This window comes from Pseudomonas sp. 1121_17 (assembly GCF_052850745.1).
On the sequence record NZ_VXCX01000001.1, the window covers coordinates 374,876 to 398,455 of the forward strand.

19 protein-coding genes and 1 pseudogene are annotated in these 23,580 nt (G+C 63.6%); 11 read left to right on the forward strand and 9 right to left on the reverse strand.

The annotated features are described in order from the left end of the window. Positions 1-29: 29 nt before the first annotated feature. A complete protein-coding gene (locus tag FW789_RS01760; protein ID WP_103438050.1) occupies positions 30-1,595 on the reverse strand; it encodes a methyl-accepting chemotaxis protein in 1,566 nt (521 codons plus the stop codon). Positions 1,596-1,718: 123 nt separating this feature from the next. Beyond that, complete coding sequence (gene acnA, locus FW789_RS01765) at positions 1,719-4,460, reverse strand: aconitate hydratase AcnA (RefSeq protein WP_446430806.1); 2,742 nt, start codon at positions 4,458-4,460, stop codon at positions 1,719-1,721. 242 nt (positions 4,461-4,702) lie between these two features. Between acnA and rlmM the strand changes: the two genes are divergently transcribed. Beyond that, a complete protein-coding gene (gene rlmM, locus FW789_RS01770) occupies positions 4,703-5,779 on the forward strand; it encodes a 23S rRNA (cytidine(2498)-2'-O)-methyltransferase RlmM (protein ID WP_186699585.1) in 1,077 nt (358 codons plus the stop codon). Between the two features lie 13 nt (positions 5,780-5,792). Here the strand turns inward: rlmM and dsbG are convergent, their stop codons facing one another. From dsbG to dsbD, 3 genes are read right to left on the reverse strand one after another with little or no spacing between them, the layout of a single operon-like run. Next, positions 5,793-6,551: a thiol:disulfide interchange protein DsbG gene (gene dsbG / locus FW789_RS01775; RefSeq protein WP_186699583.1), complete on the reverse strand. Its 759-nt coding sequence runs from the start codon at positions 6,549-6,551 to the stop codon at positions 5,793-5,795. A gap of 1 nt (position 6,552) precedes the next feature. Continuing rightward, complete coding sequence (locus FW789_RS01780; RefSeq protein ID WP_103438046.1) at positions 6,553-7,389, reverse strand: TlpA family protein disulfide reductase; 837 nt, start codon at positions 7,387-7,389, stop codon at positions 6,553-6,555. Continuing rightward, positions 7,389-9,101: a protein-disulfide reductase DsbD gene (gene dsbD, locus FW789_RS01785; RefSeq protein ID WP_186699581.1), complete on the reverse strand. Its 1,713-nt coding sequence runs from the start codon at positions 9,099-9,101 to the stop codon at positions 7,389-7,391. The genes FW789_RS01780 and dsbD overlap by 1 nt, the downstream gene beginning before the upstream one ends. 182 nt (positions 9,102-9,283) lie before the next feature. Between dsbD and FW789_RS01790 the strand changes: the two genes are divergently transcribed. From FW789_RS01790 to pdxB, 5 genes are all read left to right on the forward strand, one after another. Continuing rightward, a complete protein-coding gene (locus tag FW789_RS01790; protein ID WP_101321259.1) occupies positions 9,284-9,958 on the forward strand; it encodes a response regulator in 675 nt (224 codons plus the stop codon). Beyond that, complete coding sequence (locus FW789_RS01795; RefSeq protein ID WP_446430807.1) at positions 9,955-11,277, forward strand: ATP-binding protein; 1,323 nt, start codon at positions 9,955-9,957, stop codon at positions 11,275-11,277. The genes FW789_RS01790 and FW789_RS01795 overlap by 4 nt, the downstream gene beginning before the upstream one ends. A 114-nt stretch (positions 11,278-11,391) precedes the next feature. Then, positions 11,392-12,795, forward strand: a complete 1,404-nt coding sequence (locus FW789_RS01800) for an aspartate aminotransferase family protein (RefSeq protein ID WP_103438044.1) — start codon at positions 11,392-11,394, stop codon at positions 12,793-12,795. A gap of 75 nt (positions 12,796-12,870) precedes the next feature. Then, positions 12,871-13,113 carry a sulfurtransferase TusA gene (tusA, locus tag FW789_RS01805; RefSeq protein WP_101321253.1) on the forward strand — a complete coding sequence of 81 codons (243 nt, stop codon included), beginning with the start codon at positions 12,871-12,873 and terminating at the stop codon, positions 13,111-13,113. Between the two features lie 60 nt (positions 13,114-13,173). Continuing rightward, positions 13,174-14,316, forward strand: a complete 1,143-nt coding sequence (gene pdxB, locus FW789_RS01810; protein WP_207072983.1) for a 4-phosphoerythronate dehydrogenase PdxB — start codon at positions 13,174-13,176, stop codon at positions 14,314-14,316. Between the two features lie 96 nt (positions 14,317-14,412). On the opposite strand, the gene FW789_RS01815 is transcribed toward pdxB, so the two are convergent. After that, a complete protein-coding gene (locus FW789_RS01815; protein ID WP_181003811.1) occupies positions 14,413-14,580 on the reverse strand; it encodes a PA1571 family protein in 168 nt (55 codons plus the stop codon). A gap of 266 nt (positions 14,581-14,846) precedes the next feature. Between FW789_RS01815 and FW789_RS01820 the strand changes: the two genes are divergently transcribed. From FW789_RS01820 to FW789_RS01830, 3 genes and pseudogenes are all read left to right on the forward strand, one after another. After that, complete coding sequence (locus FW789_RS01820) at positions 14,847-16,610, forward strand: ABC transporter transmembrane domain-containing protein (protein WP_186699573.1); 1,764 nt, start codon at positions 14,847-14,849, stop codon at positions 16,608-16,610. 765 nt (positions 16,611-17,375) lie between these two features. Continuing rightward, positions 17,376-17,486: pseudogene (locus FW789_RS01825) on the forward strand (hypothetical protein); the annotation flags it as partial. 228 nt (positions 17,487-17,714) lie between these two features. Further along, positions 17,715-18,419 carry a methyl-accepting chemotaxis protein gene (locus FW789_RS01830; RefSeq protein WP_411563179.1) on the forward strand — a complete coding sequence of 235 codons (705 nt, stop codon included), beginning with the start codon at positions 17,715-17,717 and terminating at the stop codon, positions 18,417-18,419. A gap of 76 nt (positions 18,420-18,495) precedes the next feature. Here FW789_RS01830 and FW789_RS01835 read toward each other — a convergent pair whose 3' ends face one another. Beyond that, positions 18,496-18,717 carry a YgdI/YgdR family lipoprotein gene (locus tag FW789_RS01835; protein WP_103438040.1) on the reverse strand — a complete coding sequence of 74 codons (222 nt, stop codon included), beginning with the start codon at positions 18,715-18,717 and terminating at the stop codon, positions 18,496-18,498. Between the two features lie 182 nt (positions 18,718-18,899). Between FW789_RS01835 and moaB the strand changes: the two genes are divergently transcribed. Further along, on the forward strand, positions 18,900-19,439 hold the full coding sequence (gene moaB / locus FW789_RS01840) for a molybdenum cofactor biosynthesis protein B (RefSeq protein ID WP_103438039.1): 540 nt from the start codon (positions 18,900-18,902) through the stop codon (positions 19,437-19,439). Between the two features lie 22 nt (positions 19,440-19,461). After that, a complete protein-coding gene (locus tag FW789_RS01845; protein ID WP_103438038.1) occupies positions 19,462-20,649 on the forward strand; it encodes a molybdopterin molybdotransferase MoeA in 1,188 nt (395 codons plus the stop codon). Here the strand turns inward: FW789_RS01845 and FW789_RS01850 are convergent. Together FW789_RS01850 and FW789_RS01855 are read right to left on the reverse strand one after the other, a co-directional pair. Continuing rightward, a complete protein-coding gene (locus tag FW789_RS01850) occupies positions 20,638-21,885 on the reverse strand; it encodes a glycosyltransferase family 4 protein (RefSeq protein ID WP_411562806.1) in 1,248 nt (415 codons plus the stop codon). The two genes, FW789_RS01845 and FW789_RS01850, sit on opposite strands and share 12 nt — an antisense overlap. 57 nt (positions 21,886-21,942) lie before the next feature. Further along, a complete protein-coding gene (locus FW789_RS01855) occupies positions 21,943-23,397 on the reverse strand; it encodes a mannose-1-phosphate guanylyltransferase/mannose-6-phosphate isomerase (protein WP_103438036.1) in 1,455 nt (484 codons plus the stop codon). Positions 23,398-23,580 lie beyond the last annotated feature (183 nt).

Sequence of the window (23,580 nt, forward strand, 5' to 3'; positions counted from 1 at the left end):
TCCCCAGCGATAACGGCTCCGTCAGCACATCAACGGTTGAAGCGCTCCACCAGTGAGTACTGAGTCCCCGCCGTGCTGGTCAGCTCTTCGCTGAGCAAAGCCGAGTGCTGTGCTTGTTCGGCGGTTTCGTCAGCAAGGCTGGCAATGGTGCTGATGTTGCGGCTGATTTCGTCAGCCACGGCGGTTTGCTCTTCGGTTGCCGCTGCGATCTGGGTCGCCATGTCGGTGATGTTGGCCACCGCTTCGCTAATGCCGATCAGCGCCTGGTCCGCTTCCATAACCCGGGCAACGCCTTCCTGCGCCTGGCGATGGCCACTTTCCATGGTCAACACGGCGCTGCTTGCCGTCTGTTGCAGCTTGGCAATCAAGCCGTGGATCTGCCCGGTGGATTCGGCGGTGCGTTGCGCCAGCTGACGCACTTCGTCAGCCACCACGGCAAAACCGCGGCCCATTTCGCCGGCGCGGGCGGCTTCGATGGCAGCGTTCAAGGCCAGCAGGTTGGTCTGATCGGCAATGCCTTTGATCACATCGACCACGCCGCCGATCTCGTCGCTGTCCTTGGCCAGTTGGGTCACGGTTTGCCCGGTTTCGCCGACGGCGGTAGACAAGCGAGCAATTGCATCCCGGGTTTCCCCGGCGATCTGCCGGCCCTGGCTGGTCAGGCGATTGGCTTCCTGGGTGGCATCGGCAGTGCGCTGCACGTGGTTGGCAACTTCCTGGGTGGTCGCGGCCATCTGGTTGACGGCAGCTGCGACCTGCTCGGTTTCCACGCGCTGGCGTTCCAGGCCCGATGAGCTCTGGTGAGCCAGGACATCGGACTGACGCGCCTGATCGCTCAGGTGTTCGGCGCTGTCCTGCAAGCGGGTAAGGCAGGTCTTCATCCGCGCGTCCTGGCTGAGCATGGCCATCTCAAGACGCGCCTGTACGCCGCGGCTGTCGGTGTACATCTGCGCGATCAGCGGGTCGGAGGTGGTTTGCTCAGCCAGACCGAGCAGGCGCTTGAGGCCGCGTTGCTGCCAGCTCAAACCGAGCAGACCCAACGGTACCGACAGGCCGGCAGCGAGGGCGAAGCCCCAGGAATGGCCCAGCCAGTTGCCGATCAGGAAGCCGACCTGACTGACCAGAATGAACGGCAGCCAGTCCTGCAGCACCGGGAGCCAGCGGTCGCGGCGGGGGATCGCCGACTTGCCCTGATTGAGGCGCTGGTACAGGCCTTCGGCACGGCGAATCTGTTCAGCGGTAGGTTTGACCCGCACCGATTCGTAACCGACTACCTGGTTGTTGTCGAAAATCGGTGTTACGTAGGCGTTGACCCAGTAATGATCGCCGCTCTTGCAGCGGTTCTTGACGATACCCATCCACGGCAGGCCTTGCTTGAGGGTCTGCCACATGTGGGCAAACACTGCTGCGGGGACATCGGGGTGGCGGACCAGATTATGCGCAGCGCCGATCAATTCCTCGCGTGAGAAACCGCTGATTTCGACGAAGGCATCGTTACAGTAACTGATCACACCCTTGGCATTGGTGGTGGAGATCAACCGCTGTTGGGCAGGGAAAGTCCGTTCTCTCTGGGTAATCGGCTGGTTGTTACGCATGGCTGCTCGGTCCGCAAGGCTTTCCATGGCTATCGGCATGGCTGCGGTTTTATTGAATGATTATTTAACCAGCGGCGGGTGAGGGAAGGGGCGCAGTGCGCCCCTTGGTTGATGAGATGGCGATCAGCTGGCGATCAGTTGCCGCAGCACATAGTGCAGAATGCCGCCTGCCTTGAAGTACTCGACCTCGTTGAGGGTGTCGATCCGGCACAGCACCTGGATGTCCTGTTGCTCGCCGTGTTCACGGTGGATGCGCAGGGTCAGGGTCATGCCCGGGCGGATCTGCGCGTCGCTCAAGCCGAGGATGTCAATGCGTTCAGTGCCGATCAGGTTCAGCGTCTTGCGGCTGTCACCGGCCATGAACTGCAACGCCAGCACGCCCATGCCGATCAGGTTCGAGCGGTGAATGCGTTCGAAGCTCTCGGCCAGCACGGCTTTGACCCCAAGCAGGTTGGTGCCCTTGGCTGCCCAGTCGCGGCTCGAGCCAGTGCCGTACTCCTGCCCGGCGATCACCACCAGCGGGGTACCTTCGGCCTGATAGCGCATGGCGGCATCATAGATCGAGAGTTTTTCGCCGCTGGGTATATGCACGGTGTTGCCGCCTTCTTCGCCGCCGAGCATCTCGTTGCGAATGCGGATGTTGGCGAAGGTGCCGCGCATCATTACCTCATGGTTGCCGCGGCGCGAGCCATAGGAGTTGAAGTCTTTGGGCTGCACGCCTTTGTCGCGCAGATAGCGACCGGCAGGGCTGTCAGCCTTGATGTTGCCGGCAGGGGAGATGTGGTCAGTGGTGACCGAGTCTCCGAGCAACGCCAACACACGGGCCTGCTGAATATCAGCGATCTCGGGCAGCGCCCCGCCGATGTCCTCGAAGAATGGCGGGTGCTGAATATAGGTCGAGTCAGCCTGCCAGACATAGGTTGCCGCTTGGGGCACTTCGATGGCCTGCCATTGTTCATCGCCGGCGAATACTTCGGCGTATTCCTTGTGGAACATCGCGGTATCGACCTTGGCTACCGCATCGGCGATTTCCTGCTGGCTCGGCCAGATGTCGCGCAGGTACACCGGCTGGCCATCTTTGCCGACACCCAGAGGCTCTTGGGTAAGGTCGACGCGCACACTGCCAGCCAGCGCGTAAGCCACCACCAAGGGTGGCGAGGCCAGCCAGTTGGTCTTGACCAGGGGGTGCACCCGGCCTTCAAAGTTGCGGTTGCCCGAGAGCACCGAGGCGACGCTCAGGTCAGCGGTGCCGATGGCCGTTTCAATAGCTTCATCGAGCGGCCCGGAGTTACCGATGCAGGTGGTGCAGCCGTAGCCGACCAGGGCAAAACCCAGTTGGTCGAGATATGGGGTGAGGCCGGCAGCATTGTAGTAATCGGTGACGACTTTGGACCCAGGCGCCAGCGAGCTCTTGACCCAAGGCTTGCGGCTCAAACCCTTCTCGATCGCCTTCTTCGCCACCAGGCCGGCGGCCATCATCACGCTGGGGTTGGAGGTGTTGGTGCAGGAGGTGATCGCGGCAATCACCACCGCGCCGTCGCGCAGGGTGTAGTTCTGGCCCTCGTGGCTGTAGTCGATCTGCCCGGTCTGGTCGGCATTGCCCACTGCAACGCCACCACCACCTTCGCTTTCGAGCCGGCCGACTTCCTTGGCGGCAGGTTTGACCTGCAGCTTGAGGAAGTCATCGAAGGCTTGGCTGACCTGACCCAAAGCGACCCTGTCCTGCGGCCGTTTCGGGCCGGCCAGGCTGGCTTCCACGGTGTCCATGTCGAGCCCCAGGCTGTCGCTGAACAGCGGCTCCTGGCCTGGCATACGCCATAGGCCCTGGGCCTTGCAATAGGCTTCGACCAGGTCGACCGTGGCTTGCGGCCGGCCTGACAGGCGCAGGTAGTCGAGGGTCACCTGGTCCACTGGGAAGAAACCGCAGGTGGCGCCATATTCCGGTGCCATGTTGGCCAGCGTCGCGCGGTCGGCCAAGGGCAATTCGGCAAGGCCGTCGCCATAAAACTCGACGAACTTGCCGACCACGCCCTTCTTGCGCAGCATCTGCGTGACGGTAAGGACCAGGTCGGTTGCAGTGATGCCCTCGCGCAGCTTGCCGGTCAGCTTGAAGCCGATCACTTCAGGGATCAGCATCGACACTGGCTGGCCAAGCATGGCTGCCTCCGCCTCGATGCCGCCCACGCCCCAGCCAAGCACACCGAGGCCGTTGATCATGGTCGTGTGCGAATCGGTGCCGACCAGGGTGTCGGGGAATGCGTAGACCTTGCCGTCTTCCTCGCGGGTCCAGACGGTGCGGCCGAGGTATTCCAGGTTGACCTGGTGGCAGATGCCGGTACCCGGTGGCACCACACTGAAATTATCGAACGCATTCTGGCCCCAGCGCAGGAAGGCATAGCGCTCGCCGTTGCGTTGCATTTCGATATCGACGTTTTCTTCGAATGCATCGGCGCTGGCGTAGCGGTCGACCATCACCGAGTGGTCGATGACCAGGTCCACCGGCGACAGCGGATTGATCCGCTGCGGGTCACCACCGGCCTTGGCCATCGCCGCGCGCATGGCTGCCAGGTCGACCACGGCCGGTACGCCGGTAAAATCCTGCATCAATACCCGGGCCGGGCGGTACTGGATCTCGCGGTCGGAGCTGCGCGTGTCCAGCCATTGCGCCAGCGCCTTGAGGTCGGTGCCGGTGACGGTCTTGCCGTCCTCCCAGCGCAACAGGTTTTCCAGCAGAACCTTGAGCGACATTGGCAGGCGTTGCAGGTCGCCTAGCTGCTGTGCGGCTTCGTCGAGGCTGAAGTATTGATAGGCGCGGTCGCCTACCTGCAGGGTCTTGAGGGTGTTCAGGCTATCGAGCGAGGGCATTGCCAACTCCTTTGCGCCGGTGCCCGGCCTCTCGTGAATGCCGGTGTCACCGCTCTGAGTAGGTCCGCACGGCACGGACCTGGCTGAGTAGTCAGGTTAGGCCGAAATTGCGGCCATGACCCTGTACTGGACAGGCGGGGCATGTCGCTGGTTCCGATCTTCCTTTATCATCGCCGCCGTGCCGGTGCGTGTTGTGCGCTGGATCAAGGCTGACGATCGCCGTCAGCGATGTGGAGTGACAAATGAATACCCTGTTCATGCATTGCCGGCCTGGTTTCGAAGGCGAGGTCTGCGCCGAAATCAGCGAACACGCCGCTCAGCTTGGGGTGGCCGGCTATGCCAAAGGTAAAGCGCAGAGCGCCAGTGCCGAGTTCGTCTGCAGCGAGCCGGGTGCCGCCGAGCGCCTGATGCGTGAACTGCGCTTCGACAAACTGATCTTCCCTCGCCAATGGGCGCGCGGTGAATTTGTCGAGTTGCCCGAAACCGACCGCATCAGCGTGTTGCTCGAGCATCTGGCGGCACTGCCGGTCGCCGGCAGCCTGTGGCTGGAGGTGCTTGATACCAATGACGGCAAAGAGCTGTCGACGTTCTGCCGCAAGTTCGAAGGGCCGTTGCGCAAGGCTTTGGAGAAGGCTGGCCGGTTGGTCGAAGACGCTCAGCGGCCGCGCCTGTTGTTGAGCTTCATCAGTGGTCGACGGGTGTTTGTCGGCCTTGCCGAAGCAGACAACTCGGCGCTGTGGCCGATGGGTATTCCGCGCCTTAAATTCCCCCGCGAGGCGCCCAGCCGTTCGACCCTCAAGCTGGAAGAGGCGTGGCATCAGTTCATCCCGCGCGATCAGTGGGAAGAGCGTTTGCAGGATGACATGACCGGTGTCGACCTGGGTGCCTCACCGGGTGGCTGGACCTATCAGCTGGTCAAGCGCGGCATGCTGGTTACCGCGATCGACAACGGGCCGATGGCCGAAAGCTTGATGGATACCGGCCTGGTGCAGCACCTGATGGCCGATGGCTTCACCTGGAAGCCCAAGCACACCGTGGACTGGATGGTCTGCGACATCGTCGAAAAGCCTGCGCGCAGTGCGGCCTTGATCGAGACGTGGCTGGGCGAGGGCTTGTGCCGTGAGGCGGTGGTCAACCTCAAATTGCCGATGAAGCAGCGCTACGCCGAAGTCCGGCGCCTGCTGGACCGCATCGAAGCGGGCTTCAAGGAGCGCAAGGTCAGGGTCTCGATCGCCTGCAAGCAGCTCTATCACGACCGCGAAGAAGTCACCTGCCATTTGCGCCGGCTTGACCTCAAACCGCGCAACACGCGCGGCTGAGGCTCTGCCGGGATCAACGCTTGCCGAGAATTTCGCCGAGCTTGTCCGGCCGTGGTGCGCCTTGCTGACTTTGCAGGCGGCCTTGCGCGTCCTGGTAGAAGATCGCCGGGGTTGCCGATAGGCCGAGTTCTTCCATCACCACCAGGTTGCTGTCGAGCTGTTGCTGGATGTTCTCGGGGATCTTGTCCAGCGCCTTGAGGGTGCTGGCCTTGCCTGCGCTCTCGTGTTGCAGCAGTGCTTTGGCCGGGTCCTTGGCGGCCAGCAGGGCTGCCGATTTGCCGGGGCTGTCTTCACGAATGATGCCGACCATGATGTGCCGCAGCTGCACCTTGCCAGACTCGACCCACGGCCGTGCCTGCTGCCAGAACATGTTGCAGTAGGGGCAGTTCGGGTCGCTGAACAGATACACCGTGCGCGGTGCATCGGCCTTGCCGTCGGCGATCCACGCCGATTTTTCCAGCTTTGCCCAGATCGCCTTGCTCATCGGCGCATAGACCAGTTTTTCCAGTGGTTCAGCGCTCAGATCCTGGCCTTGCTCGTCAAACAGGCTGCCGACCAGCACATGCTTGCCGTCTGGTGTGAGATACAGGGCAATACCGTTGTTCTGGTACTCGGCTGCGTAGCCACGCATACCGTCTGGAGCGGCGAAGCTGCCCTTGATCACGGCGCCCTTGGCCTGCAGTTGCTGGATGGCTTTTGGCAGTTCTTCGGCCTGCAGCAAGGGCGCGGCGAGCAGAGCGAGGGTCAATGGCAGGAGTGCGGTCAAACGCATGTCAATTTCCTTTTGCAGCGGAGGCGGGCACATCGTCCCGCTCGAATGATTGCAGCGCGTGGCTCAGGCTGGCCCGGGACAGCTCGCCCAGGTGGCTGCCGACCAGCCTGCCGTCGGCGCTGTAGAACAGGGTGGTGGGCAAGGCCATCGAACCGACCCGTTGGGCCAGTTGGCCAGCGCCGTCGAACAGCACATGGGTCAGGCTGAGGCCGGTGGTAGCAAGAAAGGTGCTGACGTTTTCCGGGGTTTCCCCTTGGTTGACGAACAGGAAGGTCACGTGTGGGTATTCGTGCTGGGCCTGTTGCAGCACCGGCATCTCGCGCCGGCAAGGCGGGCACCAGGTCGCCCAGATATTGATCACAAGTGGCTTGCCGCGGTAGTCGTGCAGCGCCATCGACTGGCCACTGGCGGTGCGCAAGGCCAGCTGCGGCAGTTCGGTGCCCTTGCTGTACAGGTGGCTGCCCAGGCTGGCCAGCACCCAGAACACACCGCCGCTGGCCAACGCCCAGCCCAGCGGCCGGCGCAGCCCGGGTTGGCGCCAGCCCTGCCAGAGGGTGCCGAGCACGATCGCCAGCAAGCCGCCCCAGAGCAAGAAGCCGCCATCGCGGATATCGATGATCTGCAGCAGCTCATCGCGGTACATCGGCCAGTAGGCAAGCACGAAGGTCACGCGTGCACCCAGTACCCCCAGCAAGAACAGGTTGAATAGTGCCGACTCCGGGCTCTGGCCACCACGTCGGGCGACGGCCCAGCCAACCACGCAGGCAATCGCCAGCGCCGCCAGCATCAGCAGATGGTTCAGGGCCATGGTCAATGGCCCGAGGGTCACGCTCAGCATCAGCCTTGGCTCCTTGTCTGTGCCCAGTGTTGCAAGAATGTCGCCGCGTCGACTTCACCGGTGATGCGCCGTGGACGGCGTTCGTCACCCTCTGGGCCGACCCAGATCAGGCTGGGTGGGCCCGGTACCTTGTAGTGTTGCAGCAACTCGCGACTGGCTTGCGAGTCAGCGGTGACATCCAGCCTTAGCAGGTGCACGCCGGCTAGGCTGGCTTGTACATCAGCGCGGGCGAATACCTGTTTTTCCATGACCTTGCACGACACGCACCAGTCGGCATAGTAGTCGACCAGCACCCACTGGCCACGGGCCTTGGCGGCTTGCAGCTCGCGTTGCAGGTCCTGCGGCTGGCTGACGGTGATGAAGGCGTCTTCGGTTTTACCCGCTGAGCTCGGCGCACCGGCGGTAAACGGATGCAGCGGCTGCCATAACTCGCTGCCACCAGCAGCGGCGCCCACCAGCAGCAGGCCACCCCACAGCGCGCCGAGCAGCGGCAGCACGCGCAGCGCCGGCAAGCGTTGCAGGGCGGGCCAGGCGGCCCAGGCCAGGGCAATTAGCCAGCTGCCGGCCAGACCCAGCAGCAGCGGCGCTGGCAGCAAGCCGCGGAGGGTGTACAGGGCCATGGCCAGGAAGACAAAGCCAAACAGGCCCTTGACCCGGTTCATCCAGGCGCCGGGGCGCGGCAGGAAGCGGTTACCGAGGGTGACCAGCAACAGCAGTGGCACGCCCATCCCCAGGCCAAGGCTGAACAGCACCAGAGCGCCTTGCACGACATCGCCGCTCTGCGCGATATACAGCAGTGCACCGGCCAGCGGCGCGGTCATGCATGGGCCCATCAACAGCCCGGACAACGCACCGAGCAGGGCTGCACCGTACAGGTTGCCACCGCGGGTGCCCTGGCCGGCCCGGTCGAGGCGGTCGCGCACGGCGACAGGCAATTGCAGCTCGAAGGCGCCGAACATTGGCAGCGCCAGCAAAATGAACAGCCCCGCCAGGCTGCCGAGCAACCATGGTTGCTGCAGCCAGGCTTGCAAGCTGGCGCCCAGCAGTGCGGCGATCACACCCAGTGCGGCGTAGACCAGAGCCATGCTCAGTACATAGACGCCCGCCAGCAGCCAGCCGCGGCGAGCGCTGGCGCCGTTGCCCAACACCAGTCCAGCCAGGATCGGCAGCATGGGCAGCGAGCAGGGGGTAAAGGCCAGCAGCAGACCCAGGCCAAAGAATGCCAGCAGGCCCCAGGCCAACTGGCCCTGTTGCAGATCACTTGCCAGCGCCTGGTCATCCGCCTGGTCTGCGCTCGTAGCAGGCGTGCTGCCGCCAAGGTCGATAACGGTGGTTTGCGGCGGGTAACACAGGCCGGCGTCGGCACAGCCCTGCCAGCCCAGCCGCAGCTGGCCACTGGCTGTCGCCGGGATGAGCAGCTCAAGCTCGCTGCGGTACACCGCACTGTCACCGAAGAATTCATCGTGATGGTTGAGTGCCGCTGGCAGCGGCGGGTGCTGCGTTGCATCCAGGCCGTCGAATTTCAGCCGCTTCTGGTACAGGTAATAGCCGTCCTTGATTTGAAACTGCACGCGCAGTTCGCCTGACGGCAAGCGCTCGTGGGTGAGCATGAACGCCTGTTCCACCGGGAGAAAGTCAGGCTTGACCTCGAATGGATTGGCCAGCAATGGCCCGCTCATGAAGAATGTCAGCAGCAACAGAAAAACGCGCATGTCTGGGCCTTGGCAGTGCAGAAGAATGGCCATGCTGGATCGGCCTGATTAACCGAGGGTTAACCCAGCCCTACACGGGTCGTCCTACAGCCAGGCGCAGGCGACTAATCCAGCCGCACAGTCCATAATCCTGACTTAATCAGGCCATGGCGCAATAGCTCATCGCCTATTGGAGATTGACCATGCACGTACTGCTCTGCGAGGACGACGACCTGATCGCCAGCGGCATCTGCGCCGGGCTTACCGCCCAGGGCCTGACCGTGGATCGGGTTGCCAGTGCCTCGGCCGCCCGCGCGCTGCTGCAGGCGGCACAGTTCGACGTGATGATTCTCGATCTTGGCTTGCCTGACGAAGACGGCCTCAAGTTGCTACGGCGGCTGCGCCAGCAGGGCGAGAGCTTGCCGGTGCTGGTACTGACCGCCCGCGATGCGATCACCGATCGCGTTGCCGGCCTAGAGGCGGGCGCCGACGACTACCTGCTCAAGCCGTTCGACCTGCGCGAGCTGGCGGCGCGCCTGCACACCTTGCTGCGGCGCATGGCCGGGCGCGCCGTGAACATGATCGAGCACGGGCCGCTGCGCTACGACCCGAGTAGCTGCGAAGCCTATCTGGGCGACCAGCCTGTTGACTTGTCCCGGCGTGAACAGGCGCTCCTGCAGGCACTGCTGCAGAACAAGGGGCGGGTGCTCTCCAGTGAACAACTCAAAGACTGCGTCTACGGCTTCAGCGATGAAGTCGAGAGCAATGCCCTCAACGTGCATATCCATCACCTGCGGCGCAAGCTGGGCAACGGCATCGTCGAGACCGTGCGCGGCCTCGGCTATCGGCTGGGCCCGGCGCAGGTGCCCGCACCATGAGCCTGCGTGTGCGCCTGTCGCTGATTCTGGGCAGCGCCTTCATCGTCATCTGGGCGCTTGCCGCCGCCTGGATGCTGCGCGACCTGCGTCAGCAGATGATGTTCTCCCTTGACCAGCGCCTGGTGGCCTCCGCGCGGATGGTTGCCGGGCTGATCGACCAGTTGCCCCAGCCCCTGGCGGGCAAGGGTGAAGAAACTCGCTTTGCCGCTGATCAGCTCAGCGTGCCGGATGGCATGGCCTGCCAGGTCAGCTCGCTGCGCGGCGAGATCATCGCCAGCAACCACAAGCACGAAGGCACCATGGACGACCAGTACAGCGGCTTTCGTGACCAGACCATCGACGGTGCAAGCTGGCGCACGTTCACCTACCACCGCGGTGATATCCGCATCACCACGGCGGACCGCCATCAAGAGCGCGAGGCGCTCAATCAATCGATCCTGCTGGCGGCTTCGGCACCGGTGCTGATGGCCTTGCTGGGCAGCCTGGGCTTGTTGTGGATCGGTCTGGGCAAAGGGCTTGAGCCGATCAATCGGATCCGCGATGCGTTGCGCAAGCGTCGTGTCGACAGCGTCGAGCCGCTGCAGGTCAGTGGCATACCGAGTGAACTGCAGCCGTTGGTGGAAACCCAGAATCAGCTGTTCCAGCGCATCGCCCAGACCCTTGAGCGCGAGCGGCGCCTGACCGACGACGCTGCCCATGAGCTGCGCAGCCCGCTGACCGCGATCAAGACGCACCTGCAGGTGGCACGCATGACCGACGGCGCGGTACGCGAGCAGGCACTCGAGCACGCCGAGCAGGGCACCGACCGCATGCATCGCACCCTTGAGCAGTTGCTGATGCTGGCGCGGGTCGAGGGCAGCCTGTCGTTTGACGACGGGGTGCAGTGCACTGCCGAGCAAGTGGCGCGCCAGGCCGTGCAGGATGTCGGCGCCGGTGACAGTCGGCGGATCACCGTACGCCTGCCGCAGGATGCCACCGAGGTTTACCTGAGCATGCCCGGCCCGCTGGCGGTGGCGGCGTTGCGCAACCTGCTCGACAACGCACTGCGCCATGGCGGTGATGCCGCCGTGGAGCTGGAAGTGCAGATGGCCGACGGCCAGGCTGGGTTCCTGGTGCGTGACCATGGCCCGGGCATCAGCGCAGGCGATTTGCAGCATATGACCGAGCGTTTCTGGCGCAACAGCCAGAGTGGCGGTTGCGGCCTGGGCCTGGCGATCGTGCAGGCGATTGTCCAGCGCTGTGCCGGCAGCCTGCGCTTTGACAGCCGCAGCGATGGTTTGCGGGCTTGGCTGCAGGTGCCGACTCGGGCGGACAACTGAGTTTGCCGGCGGCGCCTTGGCCTGGGTAGGCCCAAGCGCAAAATGTTTGTAAATCCGTGCCGGGCTGAAGCGTATTTCAAGCGATGCCACCTTTCGCTTGCAAGGGACTCTTCAATGTCGACCGCTTCCAGCCTTGCCCAGATCCTGCCGCTTGCCACGCCGCAGCCGTTATATGAATTCGCCGAATCACCGTTGCTGCTGCGCCAGCAGCAACAGGAGTCCAATGCGCGCAGCTATCCGCGGCGGATTCCGCTGGCGCTCAAGCGCGCCCGCGGGATCTATGTCGAGGACGTCGAAGGGCGGCAGTTCATCGACTGCCTGGCCGGGGCCGGTACCCTGGCGCTGGGCCACAATCACCCGGTGGTGGTGGCGGCGATCCAGCGTGTGCTGGCCGATGAACTGCCCCTGCATACGCTCGACCTGACCACACCGGTGAAGGACCGCTTTGTCCAGGACCTGTTTGCCATTCTGCCCGAAGCCTTGCGGCGTGAGGCGAAGGTCCAGTTCTGTGGCCCGACCGGCACCGACGCGGTGGAAGCTGCGCTGAAACTGGTGCGCACGGCGACCGGTCGCAGCACGGTGTTGGCGTTCCAGGGTGCCTACCACGGCATGTCGCAGGGGGCGCTGAGTTTGATGGGCAGCGTCGGGCCCAAGCAACCGCTGGGCGCGTTGCTGGGCAACGGTGTGCAGTTCATGCCGTATCCGTATGACTACCGTTGCCCGTTTGGCCTCGGCGGTGCCGCAGGCGTGCGCGCCAACCTGCATTATCTGGAGAATCTGCTGCTCGACCCGGAGGGCGGCGTGCCGCTGCCGGCAGCGGTGATCCTTGAAGTGGTACAGGGCGAGGGCGGCGTGATCCCGGCCGATATCGAATGGCTGCAGGGCGTGCGGCGCATCACCGAGCAGGTCGGCGTGGCGTTGATCGTCGACGAGATCCAGAGCGGCTTTGCCCGCACCGGCAAGATGTTTGCCTTTGAACATGCCGGCATCGTGCCCGACGTGGTGACCCTGTCCAAGGCGATTGGTGGCAGCCTGCCGTTGGCCGTGGTGGTCTATCGCGACTGGCTCGACACGTGGAAACCGGGCGCCCATGCCGGCACCTTCCGTGGTAATCAGATGGCCATGGCGGCGGGCTCGGCAGTCATCGACTATTTGCTCGAGCATCGCCTGGCAGACCACGCCGAGGCCATGGGCCAACGCCTGCGTGGCCACCTGCAGCAGTTGCAGCGCAGCTACCCGCAGCTTGGCGATATCCGCGGGCGTGGCCTGATGCTGGGCGTCGAGTTGGTCGAGCCGAATGGGCCACTCGACACCTGCGGGCATCCGCCGGTGGCCCGCGAGCTGGCGCCGAAGGTGCAGCGCGAGTGCCTCAAGCGCGGTTTGATTCTCGAACTCGGCGGTCGGCATGGCGCGGTGGTGCGCTTCCTGCCGCCACTGATCATCAGTGCCGAGCAGGTCGACGAGGTCGCGCAGCGCTTTGCCGAGGCCTTGCAGGCTGCGCTGGGGAGCTGCGGCTAATTCGCCGAAAAGGCGTCGAGGATGGTTCTGGGGGCGGGCTTGAGCGACAATGGTCGGCCATTCACGGAGTAGCCCATGACCGATTACACCCCCGACGCCGTCCTCGACGCCAGCGGCCTGAACTGCCCGGAGCCAGTGATGATGCTGCATCAACAGGTTCGCGCACTGGCTGCCGGCGGCCTGCTCAAGGTCATCGCCACCGACCCGTCGACCCAGCGTGACATCCCCAAGTTCTGCACCTTCCTCGGCCATCAGTTGCTTGAGCAGCAGGAACAGGCTGGCACTTATCTGTATTGGATTCGCAAGAAGGCCGATTGAGCCGCGCTGGATCGCGCCCGGCGCAGGGCCTACACTGCGGACCCCTGACAGGAGAGCGCCATGCTGATAGTTGCCGACGAAAACATCCCGCTGCTCGACGCGTTTTTTGCCGGTTTCGGCGAGATCCGCCGCTACCCTGGCCGCAGCATCGATGCTCAGTGCGTACAAGATGCCGACGTGCTGCTGGTGCGCTCGGTAACCGATGTCAATCGGCAACTGCTGCAAGGCAGCAAGGTCGGCTTTGTCGGTACCTGCACCATCGGCACCGATCACCTGGATCTGGACTACTTCGCCGAGGCCGGTATCCGCTGGAGCAGCGCCCCTGGCTGCAATGCCCGTGGCGTGGTCGACTATGTGTTGGGCAGCTTGCTGACCCTGGCCGAGCTCGAGGGTGAAAACCTCGCCGAGCGGGTCTATGGCGTGGTCGGTGCCGGGCAGGTTGGTGAGCGTCTGGTGCGGGTGCTGCATGGCCTGGGCTGGAAAGTACTGGTGTGTGACCCACTGCGACAGGCGGCGGAAGGCGGCGATTTCGTCAGCCTCGATCACGTTCTCGAGCAGTGTGATGTGATCAGCCTGCATACCCCGCTGCAGCGCGGCGGCGAACACCCCACCTGGCACTTGCTCGGCGCCCCGCAACTGGCGCGGTTACGCCCGGGCGCGTGGCTGATCAACGCCAGTCGCGGGCCGGTGGTGGATAACCAGGCGCTGCGTGAGTTGCTGCTGCAGCGCGACGATCTGCACGCGGTCCTGGATGTGTGGGAGGGTGAACCTCAGGTTGACCTGCAACTGGCCGACCTGTGCACGCTGGCGACGCCGCACATTGCCGGTTACAGCCTCGACGGCAAGCAGCGCGGTACGGCGCAGATCTATCAGGCATTTTGCCAGTGGCGCGGCGTGCCGGCGCCTGTGCAGTTGGCCGATCTGCTGCCGGAACGCGACCTGGTCCAGATAGAGCTGAATGCGGCCAGTGATCCGGCCTTGGCCTTGGCGACGGTCTGCCGAGCAGTCTACGACCCGCGCCGCGACGATGCCGACATGCGCCGTAGCTTGAGCGAGGATCCGATCGAACAGCGAGCAACCTTTGACCTGCTGCGCAAGCATTACCCGGTGCGCAGGGAAATCGAAGGGTTGGCAGTGAAGGTGCGCGGCGAGTCGGCGCAGTTGGCGCAGATGATCAGTGCGCTGGGGGCGGTGCTGGTTTAGCCAGTCGTGTAGTAAAGCAGGGGCCGCTTGGCGGCCCCAATCCAGCCCGCGCAGCGCTCCAATTAGCTAACTGAGCGCCGCGCTGCTGTGATCAAATCAATTCTTCTCGGCAAGCGCCACTCGGCTCTTTTCCAGCTCTTCACACGCTTGTTTGATCATCTCAGGGGTAATTGCCACTTCGCGGCCCTGGTCGTCGATGATCGAACCGCAAATCGGCTGCGGTTGCGCTTGCTGGTTGGCGAGCGTTTCACTGTGTTGCTGCATGTGCTGTCTCCTCATCAGGTTCAAACCAAGCCTATCCACGGGTCGTGACTGGCGTATGACATTGTCTGTGCCGCCACGACTGCTCTAGTCCAACAGAAAGCTCGGCAAAGCTCCACTACCACTTTAGAACCATAAGCTATTGCTACTGTGCTCTGCTGTGCTGGCCAATGGCATGTCCTTTTCTGCGATCCTGACAACCGCTGCAAAGTTCAGCCTGTGCAGATGGATGGTAGGCTTGCTGCTTCTTCGCCTGAATGATCTGAGTCATGACCGAACCTGTCTCCTCACGTCAGCGCCGCGCCTTGCGCCTCAGCTGGCGGTTTCTGCGTCCCTACCGCAAGCAGGCGGTACTGGCACTGCTCGCGCTGGTCGTCACCGCTGCGATCACTTTGTCGATGGGCCAGGGCATTCGCCTGCTGGTCGATCAAGGCTTCATGACCGGTTCTGCGCACCAGCTCAACCAGACCCTCGGCTTGTTCATGTTGCTGGTGCTGGCACTGGCGATCGGCACGTTCAGTCGCTTCTACCTCGTGTCGTGGATCGGCGAGCGCTGCGTGGCCGATATCCGCCGCGCCGTGTTCGATCACCTGGTCGGTCTGCATCCGGGCTTTTTCGAGGACAACCGCAGTTCGGAAATCCAGTCGCGGCTGACCGCTGACACCACCTTGTTGCAATCGGTGATCGGCTCGTCGTTGTCGATGTTCCTGCGCAACGCCTTGATGGTGATTGGTGGCGTGGTGTTGCTGTTCATCACCAACCCCAAGCTCACCAGCATCGTCGTGCTGGCACTGCCGCTGGTGCTGGCGCCGATCCTGTTGTTTGGCCGACGGGTGCGTAGCCTGTCGCGGCAGAGCCAGGACCGGGTCGCCGATGTCGGCAGTTATGTCGCAGAGACCCTCGGCCAGATCAAGACCGTGCAGGCCTACAACCACCAAAACCTCGACCGTGAACGGTTTGCCGACACGGTCGAGGCGGCCTTTGATGTGGCGCGGCAGCGGATTGCCCAGCGGGCCTGGCTGATCACGCTGGTCATCGTGCTGGTGCTCGGCGCTGTCGGGGTAATGCTCTGGGTGGGCGGCATGGATGTGATCGCCGGGCGTATCACCGGTGGCGAGCTGGCCGCATTCGTGTTCTACAGCCTGATCGTCGGCAGCGCGTTTGGCACCCTCAGCGAGGTGATCGGCGAGCTGCAACGGGCGGCTGGGGCGGCAGAGCGGATCGCCGAGTTGCTGGCAGCGCAGAGTACGATCCTGCCGCCGGCGCTGAGCGCGGGCCTGGCTGACACGCGCGCCAGCGGTCGCATCGAGCTGCGCGAGGTGCGCTTTGCCTACCCGTCGCGGCCGACCGTGGCGGCGCTCGATGGCCTTAGCTTGCTGATCGAACCGGGCCAGACCTTGGCGCTGGTTGGTCCGTCCGGCGCCGGCAAGTCGACGTTGTTTGACCTGTTGCTGCGTTTCTATGACCCGCAACAAGGCAGCATCCTCCTCGATGGCCAGGCATTGACCAGTCTCGACCCACTGTTGTTGCGTAGCCAGTTCGCGATGGTGGCGCAGAACCCTGCGCTGTTTCGCGGCTCGGTTGAGGCCAATATTCGCTATGGCCGCCCCGATGCCAGCTTCGCCGAGGTGCAGGCCGCGGCCCGCGGGGCGCATGCCGAGGAGTTTATCCAGCAGCTGCCGCAGGGTTATCAGACCTTGCTTGGGGAAGGCGGGGTCGGCTTGTCCGGTGGTCAACGCCAGCGCCTGGCGATTGCCCGGGCGCTGCTGGTGGATGCGCCGATCCTGTTGCTCGACGAAGCCACCAGTGCCCTCGACGCCCAGAGCGAGCACCTGATCCAGCAGGCGCTGCCCGCGCTGATGGCGGGCCGTACCACCCTGGTGATCGCGCACCGCTTGGCCACCGTGCAGCATGCTGATCGTATCGCAGTGATCGACAAGGGCCAGATCGTGGCGGTGGGCAGCCATCGCCAGTTGATCGAAGAAAGCCCACTATATGCGCGGTTGGCGCAGTTGCAGTTCACCTCGAGCTGAAATTGGAGGCACGTCGCTGATCTGTCACATTTCTGTAGCAATGGCCTGAGACTATCTGCCTCAGCGTAAGTGCTCGACCTGGCTGCTATCGACTGATGGCAGCTTTTTTTTGCCCTGCGAACGAGGACATGGATGTCTGTCGTGGTGCTGCCTGCAGCGCCGTTTTCTTCTCTCCTTGTTCTCGAGACCCGCATGTTGCGTACATCCCTTCGCGTGCAAATTCTCTCTCTGCTGGGCGGCAGCCTGATCGCCATGCTGCTGATCGCGCTGGTTTGCTTCCAGTTCCTGTCGTCCAGCGTGCGCAGCTATGCCGAGCTGGTCGATGGGCCATTGCGCGCGTCACAGTTGATCGACGAGGCCAATCTGCAATTCAAGATCCAGGTGCAGGAGTGGAAGAACGTGCTGCTGCGCGGCCGCCAACCGGCCGAGCTGGACAAGTACTGGCAACAGTTTCAGAGCCGCGAGCAGCAGGTGCAGACCCTGCTGGCGCAGTTGCTGGCAGACAGCGATGGCGAGCTGACGGCGCCACTGCGCCAGCTGCGCGACAGCCATCGCCAGTTGGGCCAGGCCTACAGCAAAGGGCGTGAGGCGTTTCTGGCCGCCGGCGGCGACCCGGTGGCAGGCGATGCTGCAGTCAAGGGTGTCGACCGCGCCGCCAGTGAGCAGATGAGCGCGTTGGTTGAGCAACTGCGCAGTGAGGCCCGCGAGCGTGCGGCGATGATCAATGACAGCGCCCAGCGTACCGTGTGGATCGGTCTGCTGGTCATGCTTGGCTCAGCCATATTGGTGGGGTTGCTCAGCCTGTGGCTGGTAAACCGCAGCCTGATCGAGCCAATCCGCCAGTTGATCGACTATGTGGCTCAGCTCAGCCAAGGACGTTTCGCCGCCCGTGTTGATGATCGCCGTAAAGATGAGCTCGGGCGCCTGGCGCGTGCGGCCAATACCTTGCGTGATTTTCTTGCCGAGACCATCGGTCGGCTCAAGGACAACGCCGAAGAACTGGAAGGCGCCAGTGGCCAGCTGCGCAACCTTGCCGGCGACATGGCGCGGGGCACCCAGGATCAGTTCCAGCGCACCGATCAGGTGGCCACGGCCATGCATGAAATGTCGGCGACTGCGCAGGATGTCGCGCGCCATGCTGCCCAGGCCGCCCACGCTGCCGACGATGCCGATCACAGTGCCCAGGCGGGCGAGCAGGTGATGCAGGCAACCATCGACACCATTGCCGGGGTCAACCGCGAGATTGCCGGTACCGCTGCAGTGATTCGCGACCTGGAGCACGACAGCACGCGTATTGGCAAAGTGCTTGAAGTCATCCGCGGGATTGCCGAACAGACCAACCTGCTGGCACTCAACGCCGCGATTGAAGCGGCTCGTGCCGGAGAGGCCGGGCGCGGATTTGCCGTGGTGGCCGATGAAGTACGCAGCCTGGCCCAGCGCACTGCGGCTTCGATTGCCGAGATCAATCAGATCATCGACGCGGTGCAGTCAGGAGCGGTGGAGGCGGTCAAGGCTATCGAGAGCGGCCAGCGGCGCAGCGAGGAGGGCGCCGAACAAGTCCAGCATGCGGGGCAGATGCTGCAGCGGATTACCCAGGCGGTCGAGGCGATTCGCGATATGAATCGGCAGATTGCAACGGCAGCCGAGGAACAGACCAGCGTGGCCGAGGACATCTCGCGCAACTTGATCGAAATCACTCGCATCGCCACGGCCAATCAGCAGGCGGTCGAGCATACCGAGCAGGCTGGGCAGCGCTTGCATGGGTTGTCCGGGCAGTTGGGCCAGGTCACGGCGCAACTGGGGGTGTGATCCAGGTTACAGATCCAAGTGACAAAAGGCCGCCCCTGCACAGGGTGCGCGGGCGGCCTTGGATACCAAGCTCAGATCAGAGCTCTTTGACCGTGCGGATCTGGTCTTTGTTGATCCGGGCGCGCTTGCCGTCGAGCTGCTCGAATTCGTAGAAGCCGGCATCTTCGTCATAGCTTGGGGTGTCTACCGCTTGAATTTCGCGGCCGTCGTTCAAGGTGATCACCGTTGGCGAGGCACAGCCAGCGAGGGCGCCGAGGCCAAGTGCAAGAATAAAGGCGGGAAGGGTCCGTTGAATCATCGTGTCTCTCCTGTCGATGGTGCTTGATGGTTTTATGACGCGGTGTGTCCGCGCAAGTTCCTCAGCCAGTGCAGCATAGTCACAGCAGGCTGACATTGACCGAGAACAAGCGTCGCGTTCGGCGCTGTGCGGGCTGTGATATAACAGGCGCCATCTTCTTCCTTCCCTGCGCTGGAGCCCCTATGAAAGCCAAGGCAGACACCCCGTTCGTGCCGCTGAACATTGCCGTGCTCACGGTCAGCGATACCCGCACTTTTGAAACCGACACCTCTGGCCAGGTGTTTGTCGACCGTCTCACCGAGGCTGGTCACCAATTGGCCGCGCGGGTGCTGCTCAAGGATGACCTGTACAGGATTCGCGCTCAGGTTGCGACTTGGATTGCTGACGACCAGGTGCAGGTGGTGTTGATCACCGGCGGTACCGGCTTCACCGGCCGTGACAGCACGCCCGAGGCGGTCGCCTGCCTGCTGGATAAACAGGTCGATGGCTTTGGCGAATTGTTCCGGCAGATATCGCTTGCCGACATCGGCACCTCGACCGTCCAGTCCCGGGCCTTGGCTGGTCTGGCCAATGGCACGCTGGTGTGCTGCCTGCCGGGTTCGACCAATGCCGTGCGCACCGGCTGGGACGGCATTCTTGCCGAACAGCTCGACGCGCGTCATCGCCCGTGCAACTTTGTCCCTCATCTGAAGCAGGCAGCGGCCTGTGACAGCCGTGGTTGAACCCGCCCCGAGCCGGCCATTGATGCCGGTCGAAGAGGCCCTGCAACGTCTGCTGGCCTTGGCCGAAGCTGCGCCAATCAAGGACACCGAGTGGGTTGCCTTGGCGGACGCTGAAGGTCGCGTGCTGGCCACCGAGCTGGTGGCCGCCCTGGACCTGCCGCCCTGGCCGAACAGCGCCATGGACGGCTACGCCCTGCGCCTGGCCGACTGGCACGGCGAGCCGCTGGCGGTCAGCCAGCGGATCTTTGCAGGGCATGCGCCGCAGCCGCTCCAGGCCGGGTCCTGTGCGCGGATTTTCACCGGCGCGCCGCTACCCGAGGGCGCCGACTGTGTCGAAATGCAGGAAAACGCCCAAGTGCTGGATGACGGCCGGGTAACCTTCAGCGAGCCGTTGCGGGTGGGCCAGAATATTCGCCCGCAGGGCCAGGAAACCCGCGTTGGCGAGCAGGTCATGAGCGCTGGCACTCGGCTTGGGCCGATTGAACTTGGCCTGGCGGCGACGCTTGGCCATGCGCGCCTTGAAGTGGTGCGCAAGGTGCGCGTGGCGCTGCTGTCGACCGGTGACGAACTGGTCGAGCCGGGTTTGCCCCTGGGGCCGGGGCAGATCTACAACAGTAATCGTCGCCTGCTCGCCAGTTGGCTGCAGCGGCTGGGCTGCGAAGTGGTTGATGCCGGTATCCTGGCTGACGACCTGCAACTGACCCGCGACTGCCTGGCGCGGTTGGCTGACGTTGATCTGATTCTTTCGACAGGCGGGGTTTCGGTAGGCGAGGCTGATTATCTCGGCATCGCCCTGCGTGAAGCCGGCGAGCTGGCGCTGTGGAAGCTGGCGATCAAACCCGGCAAACCGCTTACCTTTGGCCATTATCGCGGTGTGCCGGTGATCGGCTTGCCTGGCAATCCGGCCTCGACCCTGGTCACCTTTGGCCTGCTGACGCGACCTTATCTATTGCGTCGCCAGGGCGTGGCAACTGTCACACCGCTGCAGTTCAGCGTGCCGGCCGGGTTCGATTGGCCCAAGGCCGGGACGCGCCGCGAGTACCTGCGCGCCCGTATCGAAGACGGCCGCGTGCGCATTTACAAGAACCAGAGTTCGGGTGTGCTGCGCAGCGCGGCGTGGGCTGAAGGTCTGGTCGAAGTGCGCGAAGGCAGCACCCCGCAACAGGGCGACAACGTCAATTTCATTCCCCTAAGCGAACTACTTGGCTGAGCGCCTCAGAATCACCGCCGCTGGCGCTGGGGCGGTGCTTGGCAGCGTCTGGGTCAAGCGCGTGTGTACGTTCTCCAGCTGCTGCGCGACGACGCTCCAGTCATGCCGCTGGCGGGTGAACTGGCGGCCGCTTTCGCCGAGCTGACACATCCGCCACGGCTGATTGAGCAACTGGGTGATCTGCAACGCCAACTGTCCGCTGTCATCGCTGCCCAGATAATGCTCGCCGTTGTTGACCGCCAGTCCCGACACACCCTTGCTGGTAGTGATCACCGGCAGGCCGGCCGCCATGGCTTCGAGAATCTTCACTTTGGAGCCGCCGGCATACCGTAGCGGGGCAAAAAACAGCGCGGAGCGGCGCTGCAGTTCGCGCAGGTCGGGGCGGTAGCCGATCCATTCGATGCGCGGGTCGTTCCAGTGCAGCTTCCAGCTCGCTGGCAGGGCATGCCCGGCAATCGCCAGGCGCACGGCGGGGTTGCTCTGCCAGACCTGCGGCAGGATTTCTTCCAGCGCCCACTCGATAGCCTCGAGGTTGGCGCCGTACTCGAAATTGCCGACAAACAGCAGGCGCTGACTGTGCGTGGCGGGGCGCACCTGTTCGAAGTAGTCGCAATCAACGCCGTTGACCACGACATCGACCGGCCTGCCGCTGATCTGGCTGATCAGCTCGGCATCGTGCGGGCTTACTGCTACCACCGCTGTGGGCTGGCGCAGCACCCGCTGCTCCCAGCGCCGGTAGCGCCAGCGGTCGAAGGCGTTCAGAGGCCGCAGCCACAGCGGCAGACGGTCGTGACAGGCTGCGCCCATCACTGACTCGAGCGTGTGTTCGCTGAGCATGTAGGGCAGGCCGCGGGCCTGCAGGGCTTTTTCGAAAGGCTGAAAACTGTAGCTGTGCTCGATCTGGATCACATCCCAGGGTTCGTCCAGCAGTTGTTCGAATTGATGACGCAGGGCAGGTGCCAGGCCATGGATGATCGCCCGCATGGGGTAATCGATGATCGGTGAGGCAAGCAGGTTGAGCGGGCTGTGCAGCGCGCGCCTGGGCAGCACGATCAGCCGCTCGAGCAGCGGTTCAAGGGCAGTGCGGGCGGCGTCGCCGAGGGGCACCTTGGACTGCACCAACAAGGTAATCCGGTGACCACGCTGCGCTAGTTCGCGCAGCAGGTGGTATTGCCGGGTCTTGCTGCCACTGGTGGTTGGCCAGGGCAGGTAGGGCAAGGTCCAAAGTATGCGCATCGCCCCAAATCCTCGCTGACGGTTGGGTCATGGATGGCAAGGCGCGCCCGCACGGTATCAGCCGATGGCTGTTTCCGGGACGCGTCCGTATATATCAGTAAAGCGGACGATGTCATCTTCGCCCAGATACTCGCCGCTCTGCACCTCGATCATCACCAGGTCGATCACCCCTGGGTTGGTCAGGCGGTGGGTACGGCCTGGCTTGATGAACGTCGACTCGTTGGTGTCGAGCAGAAACTCTTCGTCACCGTTGGTCACGCAGGCCATGCCGCTGACGATGATCCAGTGCTCGCTGCGGTGATGGTGCATTTGCAGCGACAGCGATTCGCCGGGGCGGACCATGATTCGCTTGATCTTGAACCGCGCACCTTCCTCGAGGATGGTGTAGGTGCCCCACGGCCGGGTCACGGTCCGGTGCAGGCGATAGGCTTCGTGGCCCTGGCGCTTGAGCTGCTGGGCGATGATCTTGACTTCCTGGCTGCGCGCCGCATCGGCGATCAGCAGCGCATCGGGGGTGTCGATGACGATCAGGTTGTCCAGGCCCACGCCGCCGACCAGGCGCCGCGGCGAGTCGATGTAGCAGTTGCTCACATCATGCAGTACGGTCTCGCCGTTGGCGTAGTTGCCCTGAGCGTCGGTCTGGCGCAGTTCGCGTACTGCTTCCCAGCTGCCGATATCGCTCCAGCCCAGCTCGCACGGTACCACTGCAACCTGGCTGGAACGCTCCATCAACGCGTAGTCGATGGAGATGTCCGGCGCCAGAACGAACGTGTCCGGGTCCAGTTCTACCTGAAGGGCACGCTCACCTTGTTTGCTGACGCTCTGCTCAAGGCAATGGGCGACGGTTTCCAGCACCTCGGGCGCGTGGGTCTGCAACTCGCGCAGCACGGCGTCGACGCGCAGGCAGAACATGCCGGCGTTCCACAGATGGCGGCCGCCGTCCAGGTAGGCCTGAGCGGTCGCGGCGTCCGGTTTTTCGACAAAGCGTGCGACCTTGTACGCGCGCTCACCCAATGTCTCGCCTTGCTCGATATAGCCAAAGCCGGTTTCAGCACGGCTGGGCACCAGGCCGAAGGTGCTCAACCAGCCGTCATGGGCCAGCTGCGCCGCTTGGGCGACCGCTTGTTCGAAGGCTGGGATGTCTTCGATCAAATGATCTGCCGGCAAGATCAGCAGCAGACTATCCTCACCGTACTGCTTGGCGCAGTGCAGCGCAGCGGCAGCGATGGCCGGCGCAGTGTTGCGGCCACATGGCTCGAGAATGAAGTCCAGCGCGACATTGAAGCTGTTGACCCGGTTGTATTCATCTTGGGTGCGGAACAGCACGTCGCGGTTGGTCACGGTCAGCACGCGCTCGACACCCGGCAGGGCGCTGGCACGCACGAAGGTCTTCTGCAGCAGGCTTTCACCATCGGCCAGGCGCATGAACGGTTTGGGCATGGCTTCACGGGAAACCGGCCACAATCGGGTGCCGGCACCGCCAGCAATGATGCAAGGGATCAGAACGCTCATTATCACAGCCTCGAAGCGGGGGCGCTGGGGGCAGCGCGATCAAAGGGACTTCGCCATAGAATCAGGCGATCTGTCAGATGTACGGCGAGGCAATAAGTCAAAAAACCGACATTTATTAGTGACCCCATCCGTGATGGCCAATTATTTGTCGATGATGCGCTTGCTCGCCCCGGCTTTCAATGG

Excerpts from the sequence above, each read along its gene's own strand:
- FW789_RS01760 (WP_103438050.1), bottom strand. The coding sequence starts at position 1,595 with ATGCGTAACAACCAGCCGATTACCCAGAGAGAACGGACTTTCCCTGCC.
- acnA (WP_446430806.1), bottom strand. The coding sequence starts at position 4,460 with ATGCCCTCGCTCGATAGCCTGAACACCCTCAAGACCCTGCAGGTAGGC.
- rlmM (WP_186699585.1), top strand. The coding sequence starts at position 4,703 with ATGAATACCCTGTTCATGCATTGCCGGCCTGGTTTCGAAGGCGAGGTC.
- dsbG (WP_186699583.1), bottom strand. The coding sequence starts at position 6,551 with ATGCGTTTGACCGCACTCCTGCCATTGACCCTCGCTCTGCTCGCCGCG.
- FW789_RS01780 (WP_103438046.1), bottom strand. The coding sequence starts at position 7,389 with ATGCTGAGCGTGACCCTCGGGCCATTGACCATGGCCCTGAACCATCTG.
- dsbD (WP_186699581.1), bottom strand. The coding sequence starts at position 9,101 with ATGCGCGTTTTTCTGTTGCTGCTGACATTCTTCATGAGCGGGCCATTG.
- FW789_RS01790 (WP_101321259.1), top strand. The coding sequence starts at position 9,284 with ATGCACGTACTGCTCTGCGAGGACGACGACCTGATCGCCAGCGGCATC.
- FW789_RS01795 (WP_446430807.1), top strand. The coding sequence starts at position 9,955 with ATGAGCCTGCGTGTGCGCCTGTCGCTGATTCTGGGCAGCGCCTTCATC.
- FW789_RS01800 (WP_103438044.1), top strand. The coding sequence starts at position 11,392 with ATGTCGACCGCTTCCAGCCTTGCCCAGATCCTGCCGCTTGCCACGCCG.
- tusA (WP_101321253.1), top strand. The coding sequence starts at position 12,871 with ATGACCGATTACACCCCCGACGCCGTCCTCGACGCCAGCGGCCTGAAC.
- pdxB (WP_207072983.1), top strand. The coding sequence starts at position 13,174 with ATGCTGATAGTTGCCGACGAAAACATCCCGCTGCTCGACGCGTTTTTT.
- FW789_RS01815 (WP_181003811.1), bottom strand. The coding sequence starts at position 14,580 with ATGCAGCAACACAGTGAAACGCTCGCCAACCAGCAAGCGCAACCGCAG.
- FW789_RS01820 (WP_186699573.1), top strand. The coding sequence starts at position 14,847 with ATGACCGAACCTGTCTCCTCACGTCAGCGCCGCGCCTTGCGCCTCAGC.
- FW789_RS01830 (WP_411563179.1), top strand. The coding sequence starts at position 17,715 with ATGTCGGCGACTGCGCAGGATGTCGCGCGCCATGCTGCCCAGGCCGCC.
- FW789_RS01835 (WP_103438040.1), bottom strand. The coding sequence starts at position 18,717 with ATGATTCAACGGACCCTTCCCGCCTTTATTCTTGCACTTGGCCTCGGC.
- moaB (WP_103438039.1), top strand. The coding sequence starts at position 18,900 with ATGAAAGCCAAGGCAGACACCCCGTTCGTGCCGCTGAACATTGCCGTG.
- FW789_RS01845 (WP_103438038.1), top strand. The coding sequence starts at position 19,462 with ATGCCGGTCGAAGAGGCCCTGCAACGTCTGCTGGCCTTGGCCGAAGCT.
- FW789_RS01850 (WP_411562806.1), bottom strand. The coding sequence starts at position 21,885 with ATGCGCATACTTTGGACCTTGCCCTACCTGCCCTGGCCAACCACCAGT.
- FW789_RS01855 (WP_103438036.1), bottom strand. The coding sequence starts at position 23,397 with ATGAGCGTTCTGATCCCTTGCATCATTGCTGGCGGTGCCGGCACCCGA.